At 71.9% G+C, this 19,232-nt stretch carries 21 protein-coding genes; 4 read left to right on the top strand and 17 right to left on the bottom strand.

The features are described from left to right. The first annotated feature begins 32 nt into the window (after positions 1 to 32). Positions 33 to 662: a DUF305 domain-containing protein gene (locus tag IEZ20_RS21040; RefSeq protein ID WP_189300990.1), complete on the top strand. Its 630-nt coding sequence runs from the start codon at positions 33 to 35 to the stop codon at positions 660 to 662. A 52-nt stretch (positions 663 to 714) separates the two neighbouring features. On the opposite strand, the gene rocD is transcribed toward IEZ20_RS21040, so the two are convergent. The 8 genes from rocD to IEZ20_RS21000 form a co-directional block, all read right to left on the bottom strand. After that, entirely contained in the window at positions 715 to 1,932 is a 1,218-nt protein-coding gene (rocD, locus tag IEZ20_RS21035) for an ornithine--oxo-acid transaminase (protein ID WP_189300987.1), read from the bottom strand. Next, positions 1,932 to 2,741, bottom strand: a complete 810-nt coding sequence (gene ddaH / locus IEZ20_RS21030; protein ID WP_189300985.1) for a dimethylargininase — start codon at positions 2,739 to 2,741, stop codon at positions 1,932 to 1,934. Before ddaH ends, rocD begins: the two co-directional genes overlap by 1 nt. Before the next feature lie 153 nt (positions 2,742 to 2,894). Then, positions 2,895 to 3,380: an Lrp/AsnC family transcriptional regulator gene (locus IEZ20_RS21025; protein ID WP_189300983.1), complete on the bottom strand. Its 486-nt coding sequence runs from the start codon at positions 3,378 to 3,380 to the stop codon at positions 2,895 to 2,897. A gap of 36 nt (positions 3,381 to 3,416) precedes the next feature. Beyond that, the gene (locus IEZ20_RS21020; protein ID WP_189300980.1) at positions 3,417 to 3,584 is read right to left on the bottom strand and encodes a hypothetical protein; all 168 of its coding nucleotides are present in this window, start codon (positions 3,582 to 3,584) and stop codon (positions 3,417 to 3,419) included. 70 nt (positions 3,585 to 3,654) lie between these two features. Next, positions 3,655 to 4,605: a cytochrome c oxidase assembly protein gene (locus tag IEZ20_RS21015; protein ID WP_189300977.1), complete on the bottom strand. Its 951-nt coding sequence runs from the start codon at positions 4,603 to 4,605 to the stop codon at positions 3,655 to 3,657. Between the two features lie 116 nt (positions 4,606 to 4,721). Next, on the bottom strand, positions 4,722 to 5,747 hold the full coding sequence (locus tag IEZ20_RS21010; RefSeq protein WP_189300975.1) for a 6-phosphofructokinase: 1,026 nt from the start codon (positions 5,745 to 5,747) through the stop codon (positions 4,722 to 4,724). Between the two features lie 226 nt (positions 5,748 to 5,973). After that, positions 5,974 to 6,702, bottom strand: a complete 729-nt coding sequence (locus IEZ20_RS21005) for a type 1 glutamine amidotransferase (RefSeq protein ID WP_189300973.1) — start codon at positions 6,700 to 6,702, stop codon at positions 5,974 to 5,976. A gap of 20 nt (positions 6,703 to 6,722) precedes the next feature. Continuing rightward, positions 6,723 to 7,961 carry a MurT ligase domain-containing protein gene (locus tag IEZ20_RS21000; protein ID WP_189300971.1) on the bottom strand — a complete coding sequence of 413 codons (1,239 nt, stop codon included), beginning with the start codon at positions 7,959 to 7,961 and terminating at the stop codon, positions 6,723 to 6,725. Positions 7,962 to 8,114: 153 nt separating this feature from the next. Between IEZ20_RS21000 and def the strand changes: the two genes are divergently transcribed. Further along, positions 8,115 to 8,654, top strand: a complete 540-nt coding sequence (def, locus tag IEZ20_RS20995) for a peptide deformylase (RefSeq protein WP_189300969.1) — start codon at positions 8,115 to 8,117, stop codon at positions 8,652 to 8,654. Between the two features lie 70 nt (positions 8,655 to 8,724). On the opposite strand, the gene IEZ20_RS20990 is transcribed toward def, so the two are convergent. Continuing rightward, positions 8,725 to 9,369 (bottom strand): TetR/AcrR family transcriptional regulator, encoded by a 645-nt coding sequence (locus tag IEZ20_RS20990; RefSeq protein ID WP_189300967.1) that lies wholly within the window; start codon positions 9,367 to 9,369, stop codon positions 8,725 to 8,727. Between the two features lie 170 nt (positions 9,370 to 9,539). Between IEZ20_RS20990 and IEZ20_RS20985 the strand changes: the two genes are divergently transcribed. Further along, on the top strand, positions 9,540 to 10,766 hold the full coding sequence (locus IEZ20_RS20985; RefSeq protein WP_189300965.1) for an acyl-CoA dehydrogenase family protein: 1,227 nt from the start codon (positions 9,540 to 9,542) through the stop codon (positions 10,764 to 10,766). A 40-nt stretch (positions 10,767 to 10,806) separates the two neighbouring features. On the opposite strand, the gene IEZ20_RS20980 is transcribed toward IEZ20_RS20985, so the two are convergent. From IEZ20_RS20980 to IEZ20_RS20945, 8 genes are all read right to left on the bottom strand, one after another. Beyond that, positions 10,807 to 11,328: a cupin domain-containing protein gene (locus tag IEZ20_RS20980; RefSeq protein WP_189300963.1), complete on the bottom strand. Its 522-nt coding sequence runs from the start codon at positions 11,326 to 11,328 to the stop codon at positions 10,807 to 10,809. Between the two features lie 7 nt (positions 11,329 to 11,335). Then, positions 11,336 to 12,553, bottom strand: coding sequence for a cytochrome P450 (locus IEZ20_RS20975; RefSeq protein WP_373303952.1), 1,218 nt, complete (start codon positions 12,551 to 12,553; stop codon positions 11,336 to 11,338). After that, positions 12,550 to 13,614 carry a type III polyketide synthase gene (locus IEZ20_RS20970; protein WP_189300961.1) on the bottom strand — a complete coding sequence of 355 codons (1,065 nt, stop codon included), beginning with the start codon at positions 13,612 to 13,614 and terminating at the stop codon, positions 12,550 to 12,552. The genes IEZ20_RS20975 and IEZ20_RS20970 overlap by 4 nt, the downstream gene beginning before the upstream one ends. Before the next feature lie 175 nt (positions 13,615 to 13,789). Continuing rightward, positions 13,790 to 14,023 (bottom strand): DUF6213 family protein, encoded by a 234-nt coding sequence (locus tag IEZ20_RS20965; RefSeq protein WP_189300959.1) that lies wholly within the window; start codon positions 14,021 to 14,023, stop codon positions 13,790 to 13,792. A 26-nt stretch (positions 14,024 to 14,049) separates the two neighbouring features. Then, entirely contained in the window at positions 14,050 to 15,435 is a 1,386-nt protein-coding gene (locus IEZ20_RS20960; protein WP_189300956.1) for an NADP-dependent succinic semialdehyde dehydrogenase, read from the bottom strand. An 81-nt stretch (positions 15,436 to 15,516) separates the two neighbouring features. Then, positions 15,517 to 15,990 carry an NUDIX hydrolase gene (locus IEZ20_RS20955; protein WP_189300954.1) on the bottom strand — a complete coding sequence of 158 codons (474 nt, stop codon included), beginning with the start codon at positions 15,988 to 15,990 and terminating at the stop codon, positions 15,517 to 15,519. Beyond that, positions 15,987 to 17,525: an ATP-dependent DNA ligase gene (locus IEZ20_RS20950; RefSeq protein ID WP_189300952.1), complete on the bottom strand. Its 1,539-nt coding sequence runs from the start codon at positions 17,523 to 17,525 to the stop codon at positions 15,987 to 15,989. Before IEZ20_RS20950 ends, IEZ20_RS20955 begins: the two co-directional genes overlap by 4 nt. A gap of 88 nt (positions 17,526 to 17,613) precedes the next feature. Next, positions 17,614 to 18,588, bottom strand: coding sequence for an NAD(P)/FAD-dependent oxidoreductase (locus IEZ20_RS20945; protein WP_189300950.1), 975 nt, complete (start codon positions 18,586 to 18,588; stop codon positions 17,614 to 17,616). A 65-nt stretch (positions 18,589 to 18,653) separates the two neighbouring features. Between IEZ20_RS20945 and IEZ20_RS20940 the strand changes: the two genes are divergently transcribed. Next, complete coding sequence (locus IEZ20_RS20940) at positions 18,654 to 19,226, top strand: helix-turn-helix domain-containing protein (RefSeq protein WP_189300948.1); 573 nt, start codon at positions 18,654 to 18,656, stop codon at positions 19,224 to 19,226. Positions 19,227 to 19,232: the final 6 nt, after the last annotated feature.

Here is a 19,232-nt window from a genome sequence, read left to right as displayed (position 1 = left end):
CATATCCCTTGAGAACAGCAGGAGTTCCCCGCATGACCATCCGCACCCTGACCCGCCGTGCCGCCCTCGCCACGGTCGCCGTGACCGGCGCCCTCGTCCTGGCCGCCTGCGGCGGTGACAACGACGGCGACAGCGGCAGCGCCCACCCCGGCCACGGCGCCTCCGCCACCGCGAGCGCGTCGGCCGGCGCGCACAACGCCCAGGACGTCGCCTTCGCGCAGGGCATGATCCCGCACCACCAGCAGGCCCTGGAGATGGCGGAACTCGCCGACGGCCGGGCCGCCTCGGCCGAGGTGAAGGACCTCGCCTCGCGCATCGAGAAGGCACAGGGCCCGGAGATCCGCACCATGACCGGCTGGCTGAAGTCCTGGGGCGAGGAGGTCCCCATGGCCGGCATGGACCACTCCGGCCACGCCGGGATGTCCGGCATGTCCGGGATGATGGGCGAGGCCGACATGACGGCCCTGAAGAAGGCCCACGGCAAGGACTTCGACACCCGGTTCCTGACCCTGATGATCGAGCACCACCAGGGCGCCGTCACGATGGCCACCACCGAGAAGGGCAAGGGCCGCTACAGCGCCGCCACGGCCATGGCGGACGACATCGTCACCGCGCAGAACGCCGAGATCAAGGAGATGAAGAAGCTCCTCGGCGAGAAGTGACGCACGCGGCGGGCGGGGACCGGTCACCCGACCGGCCCCCGCCCGCCGTCCCTCAGGCCAGCACCTTCTCCAGGGCGGCCAGCGCCGACCGCAGCTCCTCCGCCGTGACGGTCAGCGGCGGCGCCAGCCGGATCGTGGAGCCGTGGGTGTCCTTGACCAGGATTCCCTCGCGCATCAGACGCTCACTGACCTCCCGGCCGGTGCCGAGCGCCGGGTCGACGTCCACGCCGGCCCACAGCCCGCGCGAGCGGAACCCGGTCACGCCCTTGCCCACCAGCTCGGTCAGCCCGTCCCGCAGGACCACCCCCAGCTCGGCCGCCCGGCGCTGGAACTCACCGGTCTCCAGCAGCTCGACCACGGCCGTGCCGACCGCCGCCGCGAGCGGGTTGCCGCCGAACGTCGAGCCGTGCTCACCCGGGTGCAGCACCCCCAGCACCTCGCGCCGGGCCACCACCGCCGACACCGGCACGATGCCGCCGCCCAGCGCCTTGCCGAGCAGCAGCATGTCCGGGACGACGCCCTCGTGCTCGACGGCGAGGGTACGGCCCGTGCGGCCGAGGCCCGACTGGATCTCGTCCGCGATGAACAGGCACCCCTTGCGGCGGGTCAGCTCGCGCACCCCGGCGAGATAGCCCTCATCCGGGATGATCACCCCGGCCTCGCCCTGGACCGGCTCGATCAGCACCGCCGCCGTGGTGTCGTCCACGGCCTCCTCCAGCGCGGCCAGGTCGTTGTACGGCACGACCCTGAAGCCGGGCGTGAAGGGGCCGAAGCCGGCGCGGGCCGTCTCGTCCGTGGAGAAGCTGACGATGGTCGTCGTACGGCCGTGGAAGTTCTCGGCCGCGACCACGATCGTCGCCCGGTCGGCCGGGACGCCCTTCACGTCGTACGCCCATTTGCGGGCCACCTTGATGCCGCTCTCCACCGCCTCCGCGCCGGTGTTCATCGGCAGCACCATGTCCAGGCCGGTCAGCGCCGCGAGGCGCTCGGCGAAGGAGGCCAGGCGGTCGTTGTGGAAGGCGCGGGAGGTGAGGGTGAGCCGGTCGAGCTGGCGGTGGGCCGCCTCGATCAGCGCCGGGTGCCGGTGGCCGAAGTTGAGGGCCGAGTAGCCCGCCAGCATGTCGAGGTAGCGGTTGCCCTCGACGTCCTCCACCCAGGTGCCCTCGGCGCGGGCCACGACCACGGGCAGCGGGTGGTAGTTGTGCGCGAGAACCGGCTCCTCCGCGCGGATCAGGTCGTCGGACGTACGGGTGCGCGCGGGTGCGGTCATCAGCGGATCTCCTGGGTGCAGCACTTGATGCCACCGCCGGCCTTGTGGAACTCGGACAGGTCGACGGGGACGGGGACGTAACCGTGGTCGGCGAGACGCCCGGCGAGGGCCTCGGCACGGGGCGCGATGAAGACGTGCCGGCCGTCGGAGACGGAGTTCAGGCCGAACGCCATGGCGTCCTCGCGGGTGGCGAGCACCGCGTCCGGGTACAGGCGCCGCAGCACCTCCCGGCTGCCCGGCGAGAACGCCTCCGGGTAGTAGCAGACGTTGTCGTCGTCGAGGACGAACAGCGCGGTGTCCAGGTGGTAGAAGTACGGGTCCACCAGGGTCAGGCCGATCACCGGGTGGCCGAGGAACTCCTGTGCCTCCCGGTGCGCCTCGCGGGTGGTGCGGAACCCGGTGCCCGCGAGCACGTACCGCCCCGTCCACACCAGGTCGCCCTCGCCCTCGGTCACCGACTCGGGGCGGTACACGTCGTAGCCCGCCGCCTTGAACCAGGTGTCGTAGTGCACCGACTCCGGGCGCCGCTCCGGCGCGTGGAACAGGGAGCCGAACACCCGGCCGCCGACGACGAACGCCGCGTTGGCGGCGAACACCATGTCGGGAAGGCCCGGGACCGGCTCGACGCAGTCGACGGTGTGGCCGTGGGCCCGGTAGGCGCGGATCAGCGCCTGCCACTGCTCCTGGGCCAGGTCCACGTCGACCGGCTTGTCGGGGTGCATCCAGGGGTTGATCGCGTACTGCACGGCGAAGTGTCTGGGTTCGCAGACCAGAAAACGCCGGGAACGCGGCACACGGCTGTCGGACACAGAGGGTTTCCTCCGCTTTCCTGTGTGTCACTGAGGGGTGCCACTACCGTAGGAAGGGAGGAAGACGGACGACAAGCGCGAAGAGCTGCGTGAATGCGCAGCATCGCTGCGTCTTCGGTGCGGGCCGCGCAGGACTCCTGCGCGCTTCCCGGGTCATTCGGGGGCCGGATGGGTGGCGCCCGCTTCCGGGCTTTCCGGGAGCAGATGGGACAGCACCATCACGCTGATCGTCTTCCGGATGAACGGCTCGGCACGGATCCGCTCCAGCACCTCCTCGAAGTGCTCCACGTCCCGGGCGCGCACGTGCAGCAGCGCGTCGGCGCCGCCGGTCACGGTCATCGCCGCCGCGATCTCCGGATGGTTGCGCACGACCTCCGCCAGCCGCCGGGGCGGGGCCGCGCCCTCGCAGTAGACCTCGACGTACGCCTCGGTGCGCCAGCCCAGCGCCGAGGGCTTGACGGTCGCCGTGAACCCGGTGATCACCCCGGTCTCGCGCAGCCGGTCCACCCGCCGCTTGACCGCCGTGGCGGACAGCCCGATCGCCGTTCCGATCTCGGCGAAGCTGGTGCGGGCGTTCGCCATGAGCGCGGTGATGATCTTGCCGTCGAGGTCGTCGAAGGACGCAGCCCTGCTGTTCATGCGGGCACTGTAATCAGCCGGGCCCGCGGGGGCGTGCTACGCCTGGGTGACCACCAGGGCGAGGGTCAGCAGACCCAGCACCACCCACCCGAACCACAGCCAGCCGTTGCTGCCGAGCGCGACCGTGTAGGCGGTCACGAGGACCAGCCCGCCGACCGTGAGCGCCCCCATCGTCTTGGTGGAACCGTTCGTGGAACCGGGCATCGCGACACCCTCCTCATGGTCCGTCTGAGACCATGGTGCCCCCGTTCGGGTCCGGAGGGGACGGGTGCGACTAGCCTTCGCGTGCGTTCAGCGAGGCCAGGTAGGCGTTGTACGCCTCCAGCTCCGTGTCGCCGTCCCGGTCGGCGGCCCGGTCCTTGCGCTTGGCCTGCCGCTGCTCGGAGCGGTACCACTGGAACAGCAGGGCGATCAGCACCAGCACCGACGGGACCTCGCTGAACGCCCAGGCGATGCCGCCCGCCGCGCTCTGGTCGGAGAGCGCCTCGATGCCGAGGGAGGCCGGCGGGTTCCTGAAGGTCTCCACCATCGGCGTCGAGGCCATCATCAGCGCGATGCCGAAGAACGCGTGGAACGGCATGCCCGCGAACAGCTCCAGCATCCGCATCAGGTGACCGGGCCGGTGCGGGCCCGGGTCGACCCCGATGATCGGCCAGAAGAACACCACGCCGACCGCGAGGAAGTGCACCATCATCGCGATGTGCCCGGCCCTGGAGCCCATCAGGAAGTCGAACAGGGGGGTGAAGTACAGGGCGTACAGGCTGGCGATGAACAGCGGGATGGTGAACGCCGGGTGGGTGATGACCCGCATGTAGCGGCTGTGCAGCAGCATCAGCAGCAGCTCGCGCGGGCCCCTGCGGCCCTTCCCGGCGGCCGGCAGCGCGCGCAGCGCCAGGGTGACCGGGGCACCGAGCAGGATCAGGATCGGTGACAGCATGCTGATCACCATGTGCTGCACCATGTGCACGCTGAACATGACCATGCCGTAGTCGTTCAGCTTGGTGCACATCACCAGCGCGATGGTGAGCACGCCGACGGCGTACGAGACGGTACGGCTCACCGGCCAGGCGTCCCCCCGGCGCCGCAGCCGCACGACGCCCCAGCCGTACAGGGCCAGACCGGCCAGGCAGGCGATGAGGAAGAAGGGGTCCGCCGACCACTCGAGCCCTCGCCCCAGCGTGAACGGCGGCAGATCCATGGTCATGCCGTGCCCGCTGTGATCCATCCGCCGGCTCCTGTTTCGTGGGGGTTGTGCGAGTTGTCCGCCCCCAAGAGTAGAACCGCCCCCGGTCAGGACCTTGACCGGGGGCGGGTTGTTCTCGGGTGAACTACTCGGGTGTCCTACAGGACGCACTCCGCCTCGTCGTACCGCTCCACCGGAACGGTCTTCAGCCGCTCGACCGCCTCCGCCAGCGACACCATCACGATGTCGGTGCCGCGCAGCGCGGTCATCTTGCCGAACTCGCCCCGGTGCACGGCCTCCACCGCGTGCCAGCCGAAACGGGTCGCCAGCACCCGGTCGTACGCGGTCGGCGTACCGCCCCGCTGCACATGACCGAGGATCACCGGGCGGGCCTCCTTGCCGAGCCGGTGCTCCAGCTCGACCGACAGCTGCCGGGCGATCCCGGCGAAGCGCTCGTGGCCGTAGATGTCCTTGCCGCCCTCGTCGAACTCCATGGAGCCGGGCTTCGGCTTGGCCCCCTCCGCGGCGACGACGATGGCGAACCGCTTGCCCGCCTCGAACCGCTCGCCGACCTTCCGCGTGAGCTCCTCGATGTCGAAGGGCCGCTCGGGCACGACGACCGCGTGGGCGCCTGCCGCCATGCCGGAGTGCAGCGCGATCCAGCCGGTGTGCCGGCCCATGACCTCCACGATCAGCACCCGCTGGTGGGACTCGGCGGTGGTCTTCAGCCGGTCCAGGGCCTCGGTCGCCACGGTCACCGCGGTGTCGAAGCCGAAGGTGACGTCGGTGACGGCGATGTCGTTGTCGATGGTCTTGGGCACGCCCACGATGGGCAGCCCGCTGTCCGACAGCAGCCGGGCCGCCTTCAGCGTGCCCTCGCCGCCGATCGGGATGATCGCGTCCAGGCCGAGTTCCCGGACGTGCCCCCTGGCCCGCTCCACCCCGTCGCGCAGGTGCTCCGGGCGGACCCGGGAGGAGCCGAGGATGGTGCCGCCGCGGGCCAGGATGCCGCCCACGGCGTCCAGGTCGAGCTTGAGGTAGTCGCACTCCAGGAGGCCCTTCCAGCCGTCCCGGAAGCCGATGACCTCGTCGCCGTGGTCGGCGACGGCACGGTGCACGACGGACCGGATGACGGCGTTCAGGCCGGGGCAGTCGCCGCCTGACGTGAGGACACCAATGCGCATAGCCCGAATACCTTCTCAACGTGGGCCGGGTAGACCGGACCACGTTGTCCGGCGGATTCCCGGCCACCCTACCGGCGTGAGGGGGTGGCTCCGTAGCGGGCGTCCGCCTGCTGGACGCGTCCGCACATGTGAGCGGACGGACCGTCAGGCGGGCCCGCCACGAGCCTGCCGGACCACGCTGAAGTCCCGGTGAAACCCGGGTGACGCGCAGCGCCGCGCGCTGGTGCTACGCGGGCTGCTGCGCGGCGCTGATCCGCTCGTCGCGCAGCGCCTCGTACCAGCGGTCGTCGATCGGCGGCAGCGCGTTGACGTCCAGCGCCAGCTTCAGCAGCAGATCGGCGATGAGCGGGTTGCGGGCGAGCACCGGCCCGTGCATGTACGTGCCGAAGACGGTCCCGTTGTAGGCGCCCTCGGTGCCGTCGCCGGTGCCGTTGCCGTTGCCGACCAGCACCCGGGCGAGGGGCCGGGCGGTGGGGCCGAGGTGGGTGACGCCCTGGTGGTTCTCGAAGCCGGTCAGCTGGGGCAGGCCCAGCTGCGGGTCGATGTCGGCCAGTACGTCGCCGACGCACCGTTCCTTCTCGCCGCGCACCGAGACCACGTCGAGCAGGCCGAGGCCGGGCTCGCGCTGGCCGAGGTCGTTGATGAACTCGTGGCCGAGGATCTGGTAGCCGGCGCAGACGGAGAAGACGATCGCTCCGTTCTCCACCGCCCGGTGCAGATGGCCGTCACGGCGCAGCCGCTCGGCGGCGAGCCGCTGCGGACGGTCCTCGCCGCCACCGATCAGGTAGATGTCGCCGGAGGTCGGGATCGGCTGGTCGCTGCGCACGTCCAGCCGGGCCACGTCCAGGCCGCGCTGCCGGGCCCGGCGCTCCACGACGAGGGCGTTGCCCTGGTCGCCGTAGGTGCTCAGCAGGTCCGGGTAGATCCACACCAGCCGTAGTTGGTTGTCGCTCATGAGGTGCTCGCCCTTCCTGTTCAGTTGCCGACGCGGCGGCGCAGGTCCTGGAACGCGGTGTAGTTCGCGATGACCTCGATCCGGCCGGGCGGGCACATCTGCACGGCCTGGTCGAGGGTGTCACAGACCTGGAAGTGCTGGTTCGCGACCTCCAGGCGGACGGCGAGGTCCATCTTCCGGTCTCCGATGACGAAGATCGGGTGGCCGGTCAGCCGCGTGTAGTCGACGTCCCACAGCCAGGAGGTGTCGGTGCCGTCGGCGGAGCGGGCGTTCACGGACAGGATCACCGGCGCGGGCGCCGGGTCGATCAGGGAGAACGTCTCCAGCCAGCCGGCCGGGTTCTTGGCGAGCAGCAGCCTGAGGTCGCGGTCCTGGAACTGGACGACGTCGTACCGCCCGGCCACCGCCTGCACCTGGTACATCCGCTCCAGGGCGACCTGCGGCGGCACGCCGAAGACGGCGGCGACGGCCGCGGAGGACGCGGCGTTGGCCTTGTTGGCGCGGCCGGGCAGCTGCAGGTGGATCGGCCAGGCCGAGCCGTGCGGGTCGAGGACGTGGTCCCCGGACAGCGCCCAGGTCGGCGTGGGCCGGCGGAAACCGCACTCGCCGCAGAACCAGTCGTCGCCCGGGCGCTGCATCACGCCGCCGCACGACGGGCAGGACCAGGCGTCCTCCTGCCACATCTGCCCGGCCGCGACCCAGACCACGTTGGGGGAGGAGGACGCGGCCCACACCACCAGGGGGTCGTCGCAGTTGGCGACGATCACGGCCTTGGAGCCGGCGAGTCCCTCGCGCCAGTTCTCGGCGAGCATCCGGGTCTCGGCCGCGCGGTCCAGCTGGTCGCGGGAGAGGTTCAGCAGCGCGATGCACTTCGGGGACGTGTCCCGGGCCACGCCGGCCAGGTACTTCTCGTCGACCTCGATGACGCCGAACTTCGCGTCCGAGCCGCCCGCCAGCGCCGAGGTGATACCGGCCGGCATGTTGGCGCCGAGCGCGTTGGACACGACCGGGCCCGCGGCGCGCAGCGCCTCGGCGATGAGCCGGGTGGTCGTGGTCTTGCCGTTGGTGGCGGAGACCAGGACGACGTCCAGGTTCTGGGCGAGCCGCCCGAGCAGATCGGGGTCGAGTTTCAGCGCGACCCGGCCACCGATCACCGACCCGCTGCCGCGTCCCGCGGCCCGCGATGCCGCAGCGACCGCCTTGCCCGCGGTCACGGCCAGCTTGGCCCGCGGCGAGAGCGGGTCCGAGTTGCCTGCCATCAGTTCTCGATCCTCCTTGCGTACGCGCCGCCGCCTGGGGCCATCCGGCTACGTGGTGTGAACCTCAGCCTATCGAGATCCACTCGCACACCCGAATCCCGGCCCACGCCTTCGGCGGCGGGCATGAGCGATACGAACCGTACCCTTGCCGCCATGCGACACGGTTCCATTCCGGGCGCCCGCGGGCGCGTCCGGCCTCTCACCCTGCTCGGCGACGCGGCGCTTCACGAGCCCTGCCGGGACGTCACGGACTTCGGCCCCGGCCTGGCGGCCCTCGTGGAGGACTTGTTCGCCACGATGTACGCGGCGCAGGGGGTGGGCCTGGCCGCCAACCAGATCGGGGTGGATCTGCGGGTGTTCGTGTACGACTGTCCGGACGACGAGGACGTGCGTCATCTGGGTCACGTCGTGAACCCGCGCCTGGCCGAGGCCGACGGCGTGGTCGTCCGGGGCCCGGAGGGCTGCCTGTCCCTGCCGGGTCTGGAGGCCGGGACCGAGCGCTACGACCACGCGGTGGTGGAGGGCTTCACGGTGACCGGCGACCCGGTCACCGTCCACGGCACCGGGTTCTTCGCCCGGTGCCTCCAGCACGAGTGCGACCACCTGGAGGGCCGCGTGTACGCGGACCGCCTCACGGGCTGGCGCAGGCGCAGGCTGGCGAGGCAGATCGACCGGGCCGCATGGCGGCGGTGAGGGGACCCGCCCGAGGGGCGCGGGGAGCCGTGCGCCCGGCCTGCGCCGGCCCGCACCCGGAGCACGGGGCTCAGAAACCCGGACCCCCGACTCTGTCCCCCGCGGCCGCGAGCCGGCCCCACAGCAGGTCGGCCAGCGACCGCACCAACTCCGCACGCGAGCACGGCCGTTCGCCGAGCCACCAGTCGCCGGCGGCATGCATCATCCCGACGATCCCGTGCCCCCAGACCCGGGCGAGCTGCTGGCTCTCCGGGCCGAGGTCCACCCGCTCCTCGATGACCTGGGCCAGCTCCTCGCCCATCCTGCGCAGCAGCGGCGCGGAGTGCTTGCCGACGTCGAATCCGTGGTCGCCCCCCGTGCTCCCCTCGGCGGGGTGCATGAGGAACCGGTACACCTGCGGCCGGGCCTCGATCGCGGCGAGGTACGTCTCCAGCGTGGACTCGACCCGCTCGCGGCGGTCGGCGGGAGCGTCCAGCGCCGCGCGCAGCGATGCCAGCAGGGCGTCGGTGTGCCGCTTGGCCAAGGCTGCGTAAAGGCCGCCCTTGTCGCCGAAGTGCCGGTAGAGGATCGGCTTGGTGATACCCGCCTCCGCGGCGATCGCGTTCATCGACGCCTGCGGACCGTCGCGCAGCACCACCCGGTCGGCGGCCTCCAGCAGCTCGCGCCGTCGGCGGTCGGCGGACCGCTGCTGATCGGTCCGCTGCGTGGTGTCCATGTGCTCTCCCCACCCGTGCTGATTCGGTGACGCCTGCGCAAACTAGCACTGACCGTGCCTCTGACATCGAACGGGATGCCGGGGCGTCCTCACCGTTTGACTTTCACTACCCATGAGTAACAGACTCGGGTTACCGCAAGTAACATCGCACCACCGCCGCTGGAGGGGACATGGCCGAGTTCACCATGGAGCTGAACGACGAACAGAGGGAAGTGCGCGACTGGCTCCATGGCTTCGCCGCGGACGTGATCCGCCCGGCGGCGGCCGAGTGGGACGAGCGGGAGGAGACTCCCTGGCCGGTCATCCAGGAGGCCGCGAAGGTCGGCATCTACTCCCTCGACTTCTACGCGCAGCAGTACTTCGACCCCACCGGCCTCGGCATACCGATGGCCATGGAGGAGCTGTTCTGGGGCGACGCGGGCATCGCCCTCTCCATTGTGGGCACCGGCCTCGCCGCCGTGGGAGTGCTCGCCAACGGAACCGAGGAACAGATCGGCACCTGGATCCCGCAGATGTACGGCGACCAGAACGACGTCAAGGTCGCCGCGTTCTGCTCCTCGGAGCCCGACGCCGGCTCCGACGTCGCCTCCATGCGCACGCGTGCCGTGTACGACGAGGCCAAGGACGAGTGGGTGATCAACGGCACGAAGACCTGGGCGACCAACGGCGGCATAGCCAACGTCCACGTCGTCGTCGCCGTGGTCGACCCGGAGCTGGGCTCCAAGGGCCACGCCTCCTTCATCGTCCCGCCCGGGACGGCCGGCCTGTCCCAGGGCCAGAAGTTCAAGAAGCACGGCATCCGCGCCTCCCACACCGCCGAGGTCATCCTCGACAACGTCCGGGTGCCCGGCTCCTGCCTGCTGGGCGGCAAGGAGAAGCTGGACGAGCGGCTCGCCCGCGCCCGGGAGAAGGCCAAGGCAAGCGGCGAGCGTGTGAAGAACGCGGCCATGGCCACCTTCGAGGCGTCCCGCCCGGCGGTCGGCGCCATGGCGGTCGGCACCGCCCGGGCCGCCTACGAGGTCGCCCTCGACTACGCCAGGACCCGCGAGCAGTTCGGCCGCCCCATCATCGACAACCAGGGCGTGGCCTTCCAGCTCGCGGACATGCGCACCCGGATCGACGCCGCCCGCCTGCTGGTGTGGCGCGCCTCCTGGATGGCGGTCAACGGCAAGCCGTTCACCGCGGCCGAGGGCTCCATGTCGAAGCTCTTCGCCAGCGAGACCGCCAAGAAGGTCACGGCCCAGGCCATCCAGATCCTCGGCGGCAACGGGTACACCCGTGAGTACCCGGTGGAGCGCATGCACCGGGACGCCGCGATCTACACCATCTTCGAGGGCACCAGCGAGATCCAGCGGCTCGTCATCGCCCGCACCCTGGCCGGGATGCCGATCCGCTAGGGGGCGCCACGGACCGGGGCCGGTCCCGACGCCCCCGGGATCAGCGGTGCCTGAGCGGTGTGAGCTGCTCGATGTCGTACTTCGCCCGCAGGGCCTCGATGGCCTCCTGGTCCGGCGGGCCGCCGTCGGCGAGGATCTCCAGCAGCTCCTCGAAGTACCGCTCGTGATCCGGCGGCGGGGACGCCTGGAAGAACATCCTCGCCGGTGCCTCCGTCGGGTTGGCGAAGGCGTGGGGACAGCCCGGTGGTACGACGATGACCGTGCCCGGTGTCGCGCGGACCACCCGGCTGCCCGAACACGACTCCCACGTCCGCCAGTTGTCGGGGGTGCGGACGCGGGGCTCGAAGGCGAGGACGTCCAGCTCGCCTTCGAGGACGTAGAACAACTCCTCGCTGCGCGTGTGCACATGGGCGCCCACGTCGAAGCCGGGCGGCACCTCCACCTCGAAGGTGGAGGCCATCCGCGAATGGGTGCCGGTGACCTTGAACGTCACCCGCTGGGCCGGTGTCTCCACGACCCGGCCCGCACCCGGCGGCACGTACAGTCCCTCGGTCTCCGTCATGGTCCCCTCACCAGGTCACCGGAAGCGACTTCGGTCCCCGGATCAACGCGCCCCGGTGGAAGGGGACCTGATCCGGCGGTACGGCCAGCCGCAGCCCCGGCACCCGGTCGAGCAGAGCGTCCATCAGGAGTTCCTCCTCCAGCCGGGCGAGCATGCCGCCGGGGCAGTAGTGCGGACCGAAGCCGAACGCCACATGCGGGTTCGGGCTGCGCGAGAAGTCGATGGTCTCCGGGTCGGGGAAGACGTCCGGATCGCGGTTGGCGGCCAGGTAGGAGACGTAGACCGCGTCGCCCGCACGGATGCGGACGCCCCCGATCTCCGTCTCCTCCCGTGCGATCCGGCACAGACCGACCGCGTTGCGGTGCGGGATCCAGCGCAGGAGTTCCTCGATCGCCCGCCGCCGGATCCCCGGCTCCGCGCGCAGCCGCCGTACCAGCTCGGGACGGGTCAGCAGCAGGTGGAACATCTGCCCGCTGTTGTTGGTGACCGCCTCACCGCCGATCTGGAGCAGCACGGCGAGACCGACGGCCTCCTCCAGCGTGACCTCGCCCCGGCCCACGGCGGCGCCGAGGAGCGAGGTGACGTCCTCACCGGTGCTGTTCTCGCGCAGCCCGATCAGGTCGGAGAAGTAGGCGCCCATCTCCCGCTTCGCCCTCTCGCTGACCTCCCTGCCGTGCGCGGAGGACAGGATCAGCTGGGTCCAGGCGTGCATGGCGTGCCGGTCGCGGGCCGGGACGCCCATCAGCTCGCAGATCACCGCGATCGGGAACGGGCCGAGCACCGCGCTGGTGAGGTCCGCGGGCGGCCCCGCCCGCAGCAGGTCGTCCACCAGCTCGTCCAGCATGCCGCGGGCCCCGGCCCGGACCCGCTCCACACCCTTCGCCGTGAAGGCGGCGGCGACCGAGCTGCGCAGCCGGGTGTGCTCGGGCGGGTCGAGGAAGCCGACCGCGCCCCGCTCCGGGATGAAGTGCGGGGCGAGCCGGGTGACCGGCCTGCCCATCACCGCCGCACGGCTGAACCGGGGATCGTTGACCACCCTGCGCACGTCCTCGTACCGGGTGACCAGCCAGGCCCAGCCCTCGCCGTTCGGCAGCTGGACCCGGGTGACCGGGCCCTCGGCCATCAGCTCCGCCAGCACCGGGTCGAACTCGGTCCCCGTGAGGTCGAGCGCCGGCCAGTGCCGGACCGGGGGCAGGGGCCCGGTGAGGGTGGCCTCCTCGATCATCGGGAGTTCCCGTCCCCGTCGACCCAGCGGCCCACCGTCATCTCGGCGGTGATCCCGGGGCCGAACCCGGCGAGCAGACCGCGGGCCCGGTCCTCGGCGCCGCCCTCGTCGAACAGCCGGCGCAGCGCGTCCAGGACGACGGCGCTGGCGATGTTGCCGTACTCGGTGAGCGTGGCCCGGCTGAACCGGAAGGCGTGCGGGTCGACCTCCAGGAACTTGCTGAGGTCGTCGAGTATGCGGGGGCCGCCCGCGTGGATGATGTAGAAGTCCAGGTCGGACGCGTCCCAGCCGTGCGTGCCGGCCAGGTCCTTCAGCGCCGGGGCGAGCGGCTCCATGGTCGCGGGCACCCGCTTGTCCAGCAGGAAGTGGAAGCCGGTCGCCCGGACGTCGTAGGCGATCCAGTCCTCGGTCTTCGGGATCAGGTAGGAGCCGTTGCGCTCCAGGCTGACCCCCCTGCCGCCGCGCCCGCGCACCACGGCGGCGGCGATGCCGTCACCGAACAGGCCGTTGGAGAGCAGCGAGCCGACACCGAGGTCGGTGGGCTGGTAGCACAGCGAGCAGAACTCGCAGGCCACGATCAGCGCGTTGGCGTGCGGGTAGGCCGAGCAGAAGTCGTGCGCCCGGTTGATCGCCGCACCGCCGGCCGCACAGCCCAGCTGGGCGATCGGGAGCTGGCGGGTGGTGCTGTCGAAGTCCATCTCGTTGATCAGCCACGCGGTGAGCGACGGCATCATGAAGCCGGTGCACGACACGTAGATGATCACGTCGATGTCGCTGGTGAGCAGCTCCGCGTCGTCGAGGGCCCGCTGGATGACCGCGGGGACGCGGGCCTTGGCCTCGGCCTCGTAGAGCTTGTTGCGCTCCTCGAACCCCGGGTGCTTGAGGGTCTCCTCGATGGGCTGCACGATGTGCCGCGTCCTGACGCCGGTGTTCTCGATCAGCCGCAGCGCCAGTGGCAGTTGGGGGTGGTCCGCGTGACGGGAGCGCGCCAGTTCCAGCGTCTGCTCCATCGTGATCACATGCTCCGGGACCGACACCGAGGGTCTGCACAAAGTCGCCATGAACCGTCCCTGCTTTCCGCTGTCCGGAAGGTGGTCCACACCTCTTGGGGTGCTCCACCCACCGTCACCCGGGAGGACGACGATCTCGCGCTGGATTACTCCGAACCGGGGACCCCGGGGTCAGGCTCGCAGGGCGATTCATGCCCCCGGACGAGGGAAAACAGGGTGCCGGCCGTTACGGCGCCCCACTGCTGTGCGCGATGCACGCCACGTCGATCCGGTCGGCCAGCTTCGCCAGCTCGATGGTCAGCGCGGCGACCGTGTCCTCGTCCAGGCTCTGCTCCCCGGCCTCGACGAGATGCAGCCACCGCGCACCCACGGTCCGCAACAACTTACTCACGTCGGCCGCGGAGACCTGCAGCACACCGCGGTCGTCGACGATCAGAGGCAGGGTCACTTCGCGGTTCACAAAACGGGATGGTAGCCGCGCGGTGCTCACGCACCCTGCCAAACCGTGGTGATGTTGCAGAACTCCCGGATTCCGTGCCCGGACAGCTCACGCCCGTACCCCGACCGCTTCACCCCGCCGAACGGGAACGCCGGATGGGAGGCGGTCATCCCGTTGACGTACACGGCGCCGGCCTCCAGGTCCCGCGCGAACCGCTCCACCTCGTTCTCGTCCCGGGTCCACACGTTCGAACTCAGCCCGAACGGCGAGTCGTTGGCGATCAGCACGGCCTCGTCCAGGTCGTCCGCCCGGTACAGCGTGGCGACCGGTCCGAACGCCTCCTCGCGGTGGATGCGCATCTCCCGGGTGATGCCGGCGAGGACGGTCGGCGGGTAGTACCAGCCGGGCCCGTCCGGCCGCTGCCCGCCGCACAGCACCTCCGCCCCGCTGCGCCGGGCGTCGTCCACCAGCTCCTCCAGGTCGGCGCGGCCCTGCTCGCTGGCGAGCGGTCCGATCTCGGTGTCCTCCGCCAGCGGGTCGCCGATCCGGAGGGCCCGCATGCCCGCGACGAACTTCTCGGCGAACGCGTCGTAGACGTCGGTGTGCACGATGAACCGCTTGGCGGCGATGCAGGACTGCCCGTTGTTCTGCACCCGCGCGGTCACCGCGACCTCGGCCGCGCGGTCCACGTCGGCGGAGGGCATGACGACGTAGGGATCGCTGCCGCCCAGCTCCAGCACCGTCTTCTTGATCATCTCCCCGGCGGTGGACGCGACCGCCCGGCCCGCGGGCTCGCTGCCCGTCAGGGTGGCCGCCTTCACGCGTTCGTCGCGCAGGACGTCGTCCACCGCGCCGGAGCCGATCAGCAGCGTCTGGAAGCAGCCCTCCGGGAAGCCCGCCCGGTGGAACAGGTCCTCCAGGTAGAGGGCCGTCTGCGGGACGTTGGAGGCGTGCTTGAGCAGGCCCACGTTGCCCGCCATCAGCGCGGGCGCGGCGAACCGGACCACCTGCCACAGCGGGAAGTTCCACGGCATCACGGCGAGGACCGGGCCGAGCGGCCGGTAGCGGACCCGGACCTGGGAGGCACCGGAGTCGCGCACGTCCGTCTCCGGGGGCTCCTCGTCGGCCAGCAGCCCCTCGGCGCGTTCCGCGTACCAGCGCATCGCCCTGGCGCACTTCGCGGCCTCCGCGCGGGCCTGCCTGACCGGCTTGCCCATCTCGGTGGTCATGATCCGGCCGATCTCCCGCTGGTCCTCGTCCAGCAGGCCGGCGGCCTTGTTCAGCAGTCGGGCGCGCTCGGCGAACGAGGTCGTCCGGTACGTGCGGAAGGTGGCCTCGGCGAGTTCGAGCCGGCGCTCCAGCTCGTCCTCGTCCATGGGCTCGTACGTCTTGAGCGTCTCGCCGTTCGCCGGGTTCACCGTCGCGATGGGCATGGCTGACCTCCCTGGGAGCGGGCTTGTCTCGACCTTCGCGCGCGGCCTGGCAGGACGCAACGCGACAGGCGCTCGGGCGTTTCAGGCCGAGTGCTCCGCCAGCCGGTCGAGAAACGCGGCCTGGGCCGTGACGATCACCGCACGGGCCCGGTCCAGACCGAACCACGCCACCCGGTCCAGCTCCGGGAACTCCTGCGTCCGGCCGGAGCGCGGCGGCCACTCCATGGTGAAGGTCCCCGGGGTGATCGTCTCCGGGTCGAGGTCCGCCGCCACCGCCCAGGCCGTGACGATCTTGCCGTTGCGCTGCACGACCTCGCCCAGCGGTACGGCCTCCCCGTCGGGCGGCTCCAGCCCCAGTTCCTCCCGGAACTCCCGCCGGGCCGCCTCCCAGGCCGGCTCCGCCGGGTCGTACTCGCCCTTCGGCACGGTCCAGGCGCCCGTGTCCTTCTTCGCCCAGAGCGGACCGCCCATATGGCCGAGCAATACCTCCAGCCCGTGATCGGTGTGCCGGTACAACAACAGTCCCGCACTGCGCTTCGTCGTCCGCACCGTCACGGCATGACCTCCGGGTGGGCTGCCAGCAGGGCCTCCACGGTATCGGCCTCCTCCGGGCGCTTGTCCTCCCGGTAGCGGACCACACGGGCGAAGCGGAGGGTGACACCGGCCGGATAGCGGGTGGAGCGCTGGAGCCCGTCGTAGGCGATCTCCACGACGAGCGCGGGGCGGACCCGGACCACCCGGCCGTCGTTCTCGACCGCCAGCTCCTGGAGCCGCTCGGTCTGCCAGGCGAGCATCGCGTCGGTCATGCCCTTGAAGGTCTTGCCGAGCATCGCGAAGCCGCCGTCCGCGGTGCGGGCGCCGAGGTGGAGGTTGGACAGCCTGCCGGTGCGCCGGCCGTGGCCCCACTCGGCGGCCAGCACCACCAGGTCGAGGGTGTGCACGGGCTTGACCTTCAGCCAGGAGGCGCCGCGCCGGCCCGCGCTGTAGGGCGCGTCCAGCGCCTTGACCACCACGCCCTCGTGGCCCCGGGCCAGGGTCTCGGCGAGGAACCGTTCCGCCTCCGGGGTGTCCGCCGGGCCCGAGGCCACCGTGCGCCGCACCCGCATCGGCTCGGGCACCAGCCGGGCCAGCTCCGCGTGCCGCTCGGCGAACGGCAGGTCGAGCAGGTCGCGGCCGTCGACGGAGAGAACGTCGAAGAAGACGGGGGAGACCGGGACCTCCTCGGCCGCCCTCACCACATCGGTCCTGGAGCCCACCCGGCCCGCCGTCTCCTGGAAGGACCGGGGCCGCCCCGCCGCGTCGAAGGAGATCACCTCCCCGTCCAGGATGAACCGCTCGCCCCGCAGCTCCCGTGCGGCCGAGGTCACTTCGGGCAGCCGGTCGGTGATGTCGTCCAGCGTGCGGGTGTGCACCCGCACGGTGTCGCCGTCCCGGTGCACCTGGACCCGGATGCCGTCCAGCTTCTCCTCCACCGCGCAGGCGCCCAGCTTCTCCACCGCCTCCGCGACCGAGGAGGCGCTGTGCGCCAGCATCGGCAGCACCGGCCGGCCCACGGTGAGCCGGAACCGCTCCAGCGCCGCGGGCCCCTCGCCGAGCAGGGCCCCGGCCACCGTCTGCAGCGAGCCCGCGAGCATCACGGCCCGCCGTACGTCCGCCGGGTCCGCGCCGGTCGCCTGGGCGAGACCCTCCACCGCGACCGCGTCCAGGGCGCCCTGCCGGACCTCGCCGGTGAGCAGGCCGAGCAGGAACCGCTGCTCCTCCTCGGTCGCCGCGCCCATCAGCTCGCCGACGATCCGGGCCCGCTCCGACTGGGACCCGGGTCCGGACACCTTGCCCAGCTCGGTGAGCCGTGCGTCGACCTCCCGGACGGTGAGGGAGGGCTCGTCGGCCGCCGGCACCCGGCGGCCCAGCACCTTCCAGCCGACGCCGAGCCGGCCCTGCGGCAGCCGTCCGGCCAGATAGGGGATGACGATCGGCGCGTCGTCCGCCTCCGCGTCCCGGAACAACTCCGCGAGCAGCGCGGTCTTCCGGGACCGGGCCGCTGTCGCGGCGACCTCCCGGGACACGTGGGCCAGCCGGGTCAGCAGCATGCAGCCCATAGTGCATCAGCCCTGTGCCGGATGCCCGGCTCCGCGCGTGCGGGTGCGCCGCGGCCGGCCGCGCACGTCCCCGCGCCCCTCAGGGGGCGCTCTCGTCGAGGTCGGCCATCAGCAGCTCCGCGTTGATCGCCGCGCCCGCCCGGTAGCCCCGGCTGGCCGCGTTGACCACCTGTTCCGCGAAGCCGCTCGCGTTGCCCGCCGCCCACAGGCCGGGCACGCTCGTCAGGCCCCGCTCGTCGATCACCGGGTAGCTGCCGAACGGGGTCTCGCGCAGCTCCGCGCCCAGCCGGACCAGCAGGTCGTTGCGGGGGACGGCGCGCGGGGCGGCGTACAGGACCTCGCGGGCGTGAAAAGACCCGCCCCCGGGGGCACCCCCGGCGAGCCGGACCCCGGTGAGCCGGTCGTCGGTGACCACGACTTCCGCCACCTCGCCGGGGACGACCGTGACCCCGGCGGCGGCCAGCCGGCGCAGGTCCTGGTCCGTCAGCTCCGACTCGCCCACCTCGTGCAGGAAGAGGCGTACGTCCTTCGACCACCGGGTGACCATCAGGGCCTGGTGCACGCTGAGCACGGAGGTGGCGAGGACGCCGGTCGGCAGGTCGCGGGATTCCCAGCCGTGGCAGTACGGGCAGTGCAGCACGTCCCGGCCGAACCGCTCGGCGAGGCCCGGGACCGGCGGCAGCTCGTCCTCCAGCCCGGTGGCGACCACCAGCTGCCGGGCCCGCACGGTCCGGCCGCCCGCGAGGACGACGCTGAAATCCCCGCCCCCGCCCCCGCCCCGGTCCGCGTCCTCCCTGGTGGCGTCCACCACCCGGTCCCGGACCAGCTCCACCCCGTACCGGGCGATCTCCCGCCGGCCGACGGCCAGGAACGCGGCCGGGGACATGCCGTCCCGGGACAGGTACCCCTGCATGTGCGCGGACGGCGCGTTGCGCGGCTCGCCCGCGTCGACGACCAGGGTGCGGCGCCGGGAGCGGCCCAGCACCAGGGCGGCGGACAGGCCGGCGGCACCGCCGCCGACGACGACAACTTCGTACCCGGTGTTCTCCGTCATGAGGAGACGGTCGCCCGTCGGCTGCGGGATTGACAAACCTGTTTGCCGTTCCTGCAATAGGGGTCATGAGTACAGACGACGTACTGGCGGACGTCGGCCCGAGGCTGCGCCGCCTCCGCAAGGAGCGCGAGGTGACCCTGGCCGCGCTGTCCGAGGCCACCGGCATCTCCGTGAGCACCCTTTCCCGGCTGGAGTCCGGCCTGCGCAAGCCCAGCCTGGAACTGCTGCTGCCGATCGCCCAGGCCCACCAGGTGCCGCTGGACGAGCTGGTCGGAGCGCCTCCGGTCGGCGACCCGCGGGTGCGGGCCAAGCCGATCGTGCGGCAGGGGCGGACCATGTACCCGCTGACCCGTCAGCCGGGCGGGCTCCAGGCCTACAAGGTGGTCGAGCCGCAGCGGGCCATGGAGCCCGATCCGCGGACGCACGAGGGGTACGAGTGGCTGTACGTCCTGTCCGGGCGGCTGCGGCTCGTGCTCGGTCAGCACGACGTGGTGCTCTCGGCGGGCGAGGCGGCCGAGTTCGACACGCGGGTGCCGCACTGGTTCGGATCGACGGGGGAGGGGCCGGTGGAGTTCCTGAGCCTGTTCGGGCCGCAGGGAGAGCGGATGCACGTCCGGGCGCGGCCCGCCCGGACGTGACCTACG

It is taken from the genome of Streptomyces cinerochromogenes (assembly GCF_014648635.1).
Lineage (GTDB): Bacteria > Actinomycetota > Actinomycetes > Streptomycetales > Streptomycetaceae > Streptomyces > Streptomyces cinerochromogenes.
This window is presented reverse-complemented; position numbering and strand designations above follow the sequence as displayed.

What these genes read in the sequence shown, in the direction of transcription:
- IEZ20_RS21040 (WP_189300990.1), top strand. Translation starts at nt 33, where the DNA reads ATGACCATCCGCACCCTGACCCGCCGTGCCGCCCTCGCCACGGTCGCC.
- rocD (WP_189300987.1), bottom strand. Translation starts at nt 1,932, where the DNA reads ATGACCGCACCCGCGCGCACCCGTACGTCCGACGACCTGATCCGCGCG.
- IEZ20_RS21025 (WP_189300983.1), bottom strand. Translation starts at nt 3,380, where the DNA reads ATGAACAGCAGGGCTGCGTCCTTCGACGACCTCGACGGCAAGATCATC.
- IEZ20_RS21020 (WP_189300980.1), bottom strand. Translation starts at nt 3,584, where the DNA reads ATGCCCGGTTCCACGAACGGTTCCACCAAGACGATGGGGGCGCTCACG.
- IEZ20_RS21015 (WP_189300977.1), bottom strand. Translation starts at nt 4,605, where the DNA reads ATGGATCACAGCGGGCACGGCATGACCATGGATCTGCCGCCGTTCACG.
- IEZ20_RS21010 (WP_189300975.1), bottom strand. Translation starts at nt 5,747, where the DNA reads ATGCGCATTGGTGTCCTCACGTCAGGCGGCGACTGCCCCGGCCTGAAC.
- IEZ20_RS21005 (WP_189300973.1), bottom strand. Translation starts at nt 6,702, where the DNA reads ATGAGCGACAACCAACTACGGCTGGTGTGGATCTACCCGGACCTGCTG.
- IEZ20_RS21000 (WP_189300971.1), bottom strand. Translation starts at nt 7,961, where the DNA reads ATGGCAGGCAACTCGGACCCGCTCTCGCCGCGGGCCAAGCTGGCCGTG.
- def (WP_189300969.1), top strand. Translation starts at nt 8,115, where the DNA reads ATGCGACACGGTTCCATTCCGGGCGCCCGCGGGCGCGTCCGGCCTCTC.
- IEZ20_RS20990 (WP_189300967.1), bottom strand. Translation starts at nt 9,369, where the DNA reads ATGGACACCACGCAGCGGACCGATCAGCAGCGGTCCGCCGACCGCCGA.
- IEZ20_RS20985 (WP_189300965.1), top strand. Translation starts at nt 9,540, where the DNA reads ATGGCCGAGTTCACCATGGAGCTGAACGACGAACAGAGGGAAGTGCGC.
- IEZ20_RS20980 (WP_189300963.1), bottom strand. Translation starts at nt 11,328, where the DNA reads ATGACGGAGACCGAGGGACTGTACGTGCCGCCGGGTGCGGGCCGGGTC.
- IEZ20_RS20975 (WP_373303952.1), bottom strand. Translation starts at nt 12,553, where the DNA reads ATGATCGAGGAGGCCACCCTCACCGGGCCCCTGCCCCCGGTCCGGCAC.
- IEZ20_RS20970 (WP_189300961.1), bottom strand. Translation starts at nt 13,614, where the DNA reads ATGGCGACTTTGTGCAGACCCTCGGTGTCGGTCCCGGAGCATGTGATC.
- IEZ20_RS20960 (WP_189300956.1), bottom strand. Translation starts at nt 15,435, where the DNA reads ATGCCCATCGCGACGGTGAACCCGGCGAACGGCGAGACGCTCAAGACG.
- IEZ20_RS20950 (WP_189300952.1), bottom strand. Translation starts at nt 17,525, where the DNA reads ATGCTGCTGACCCGGCTGGCCCACGTGTCCCGGGAGGTCGCCGCGACA.
- IEZ20_RS20945 (WP_189300950.1), bottom strand. Translation starts at nt 18,588, where the DNA reads ATGACGGAGAACACCGGGTACGAAGTTGTCGTCGTCGGCGGCGGTGCC.
- IEZ20_RS20940 (WP_189300948.1), top strand. Translation starts at nt 18,654, where the DNA reads ATGAGTACAGACGACGTACTGGCGGACGTCGGCCCGAGGCTGCGCCGC.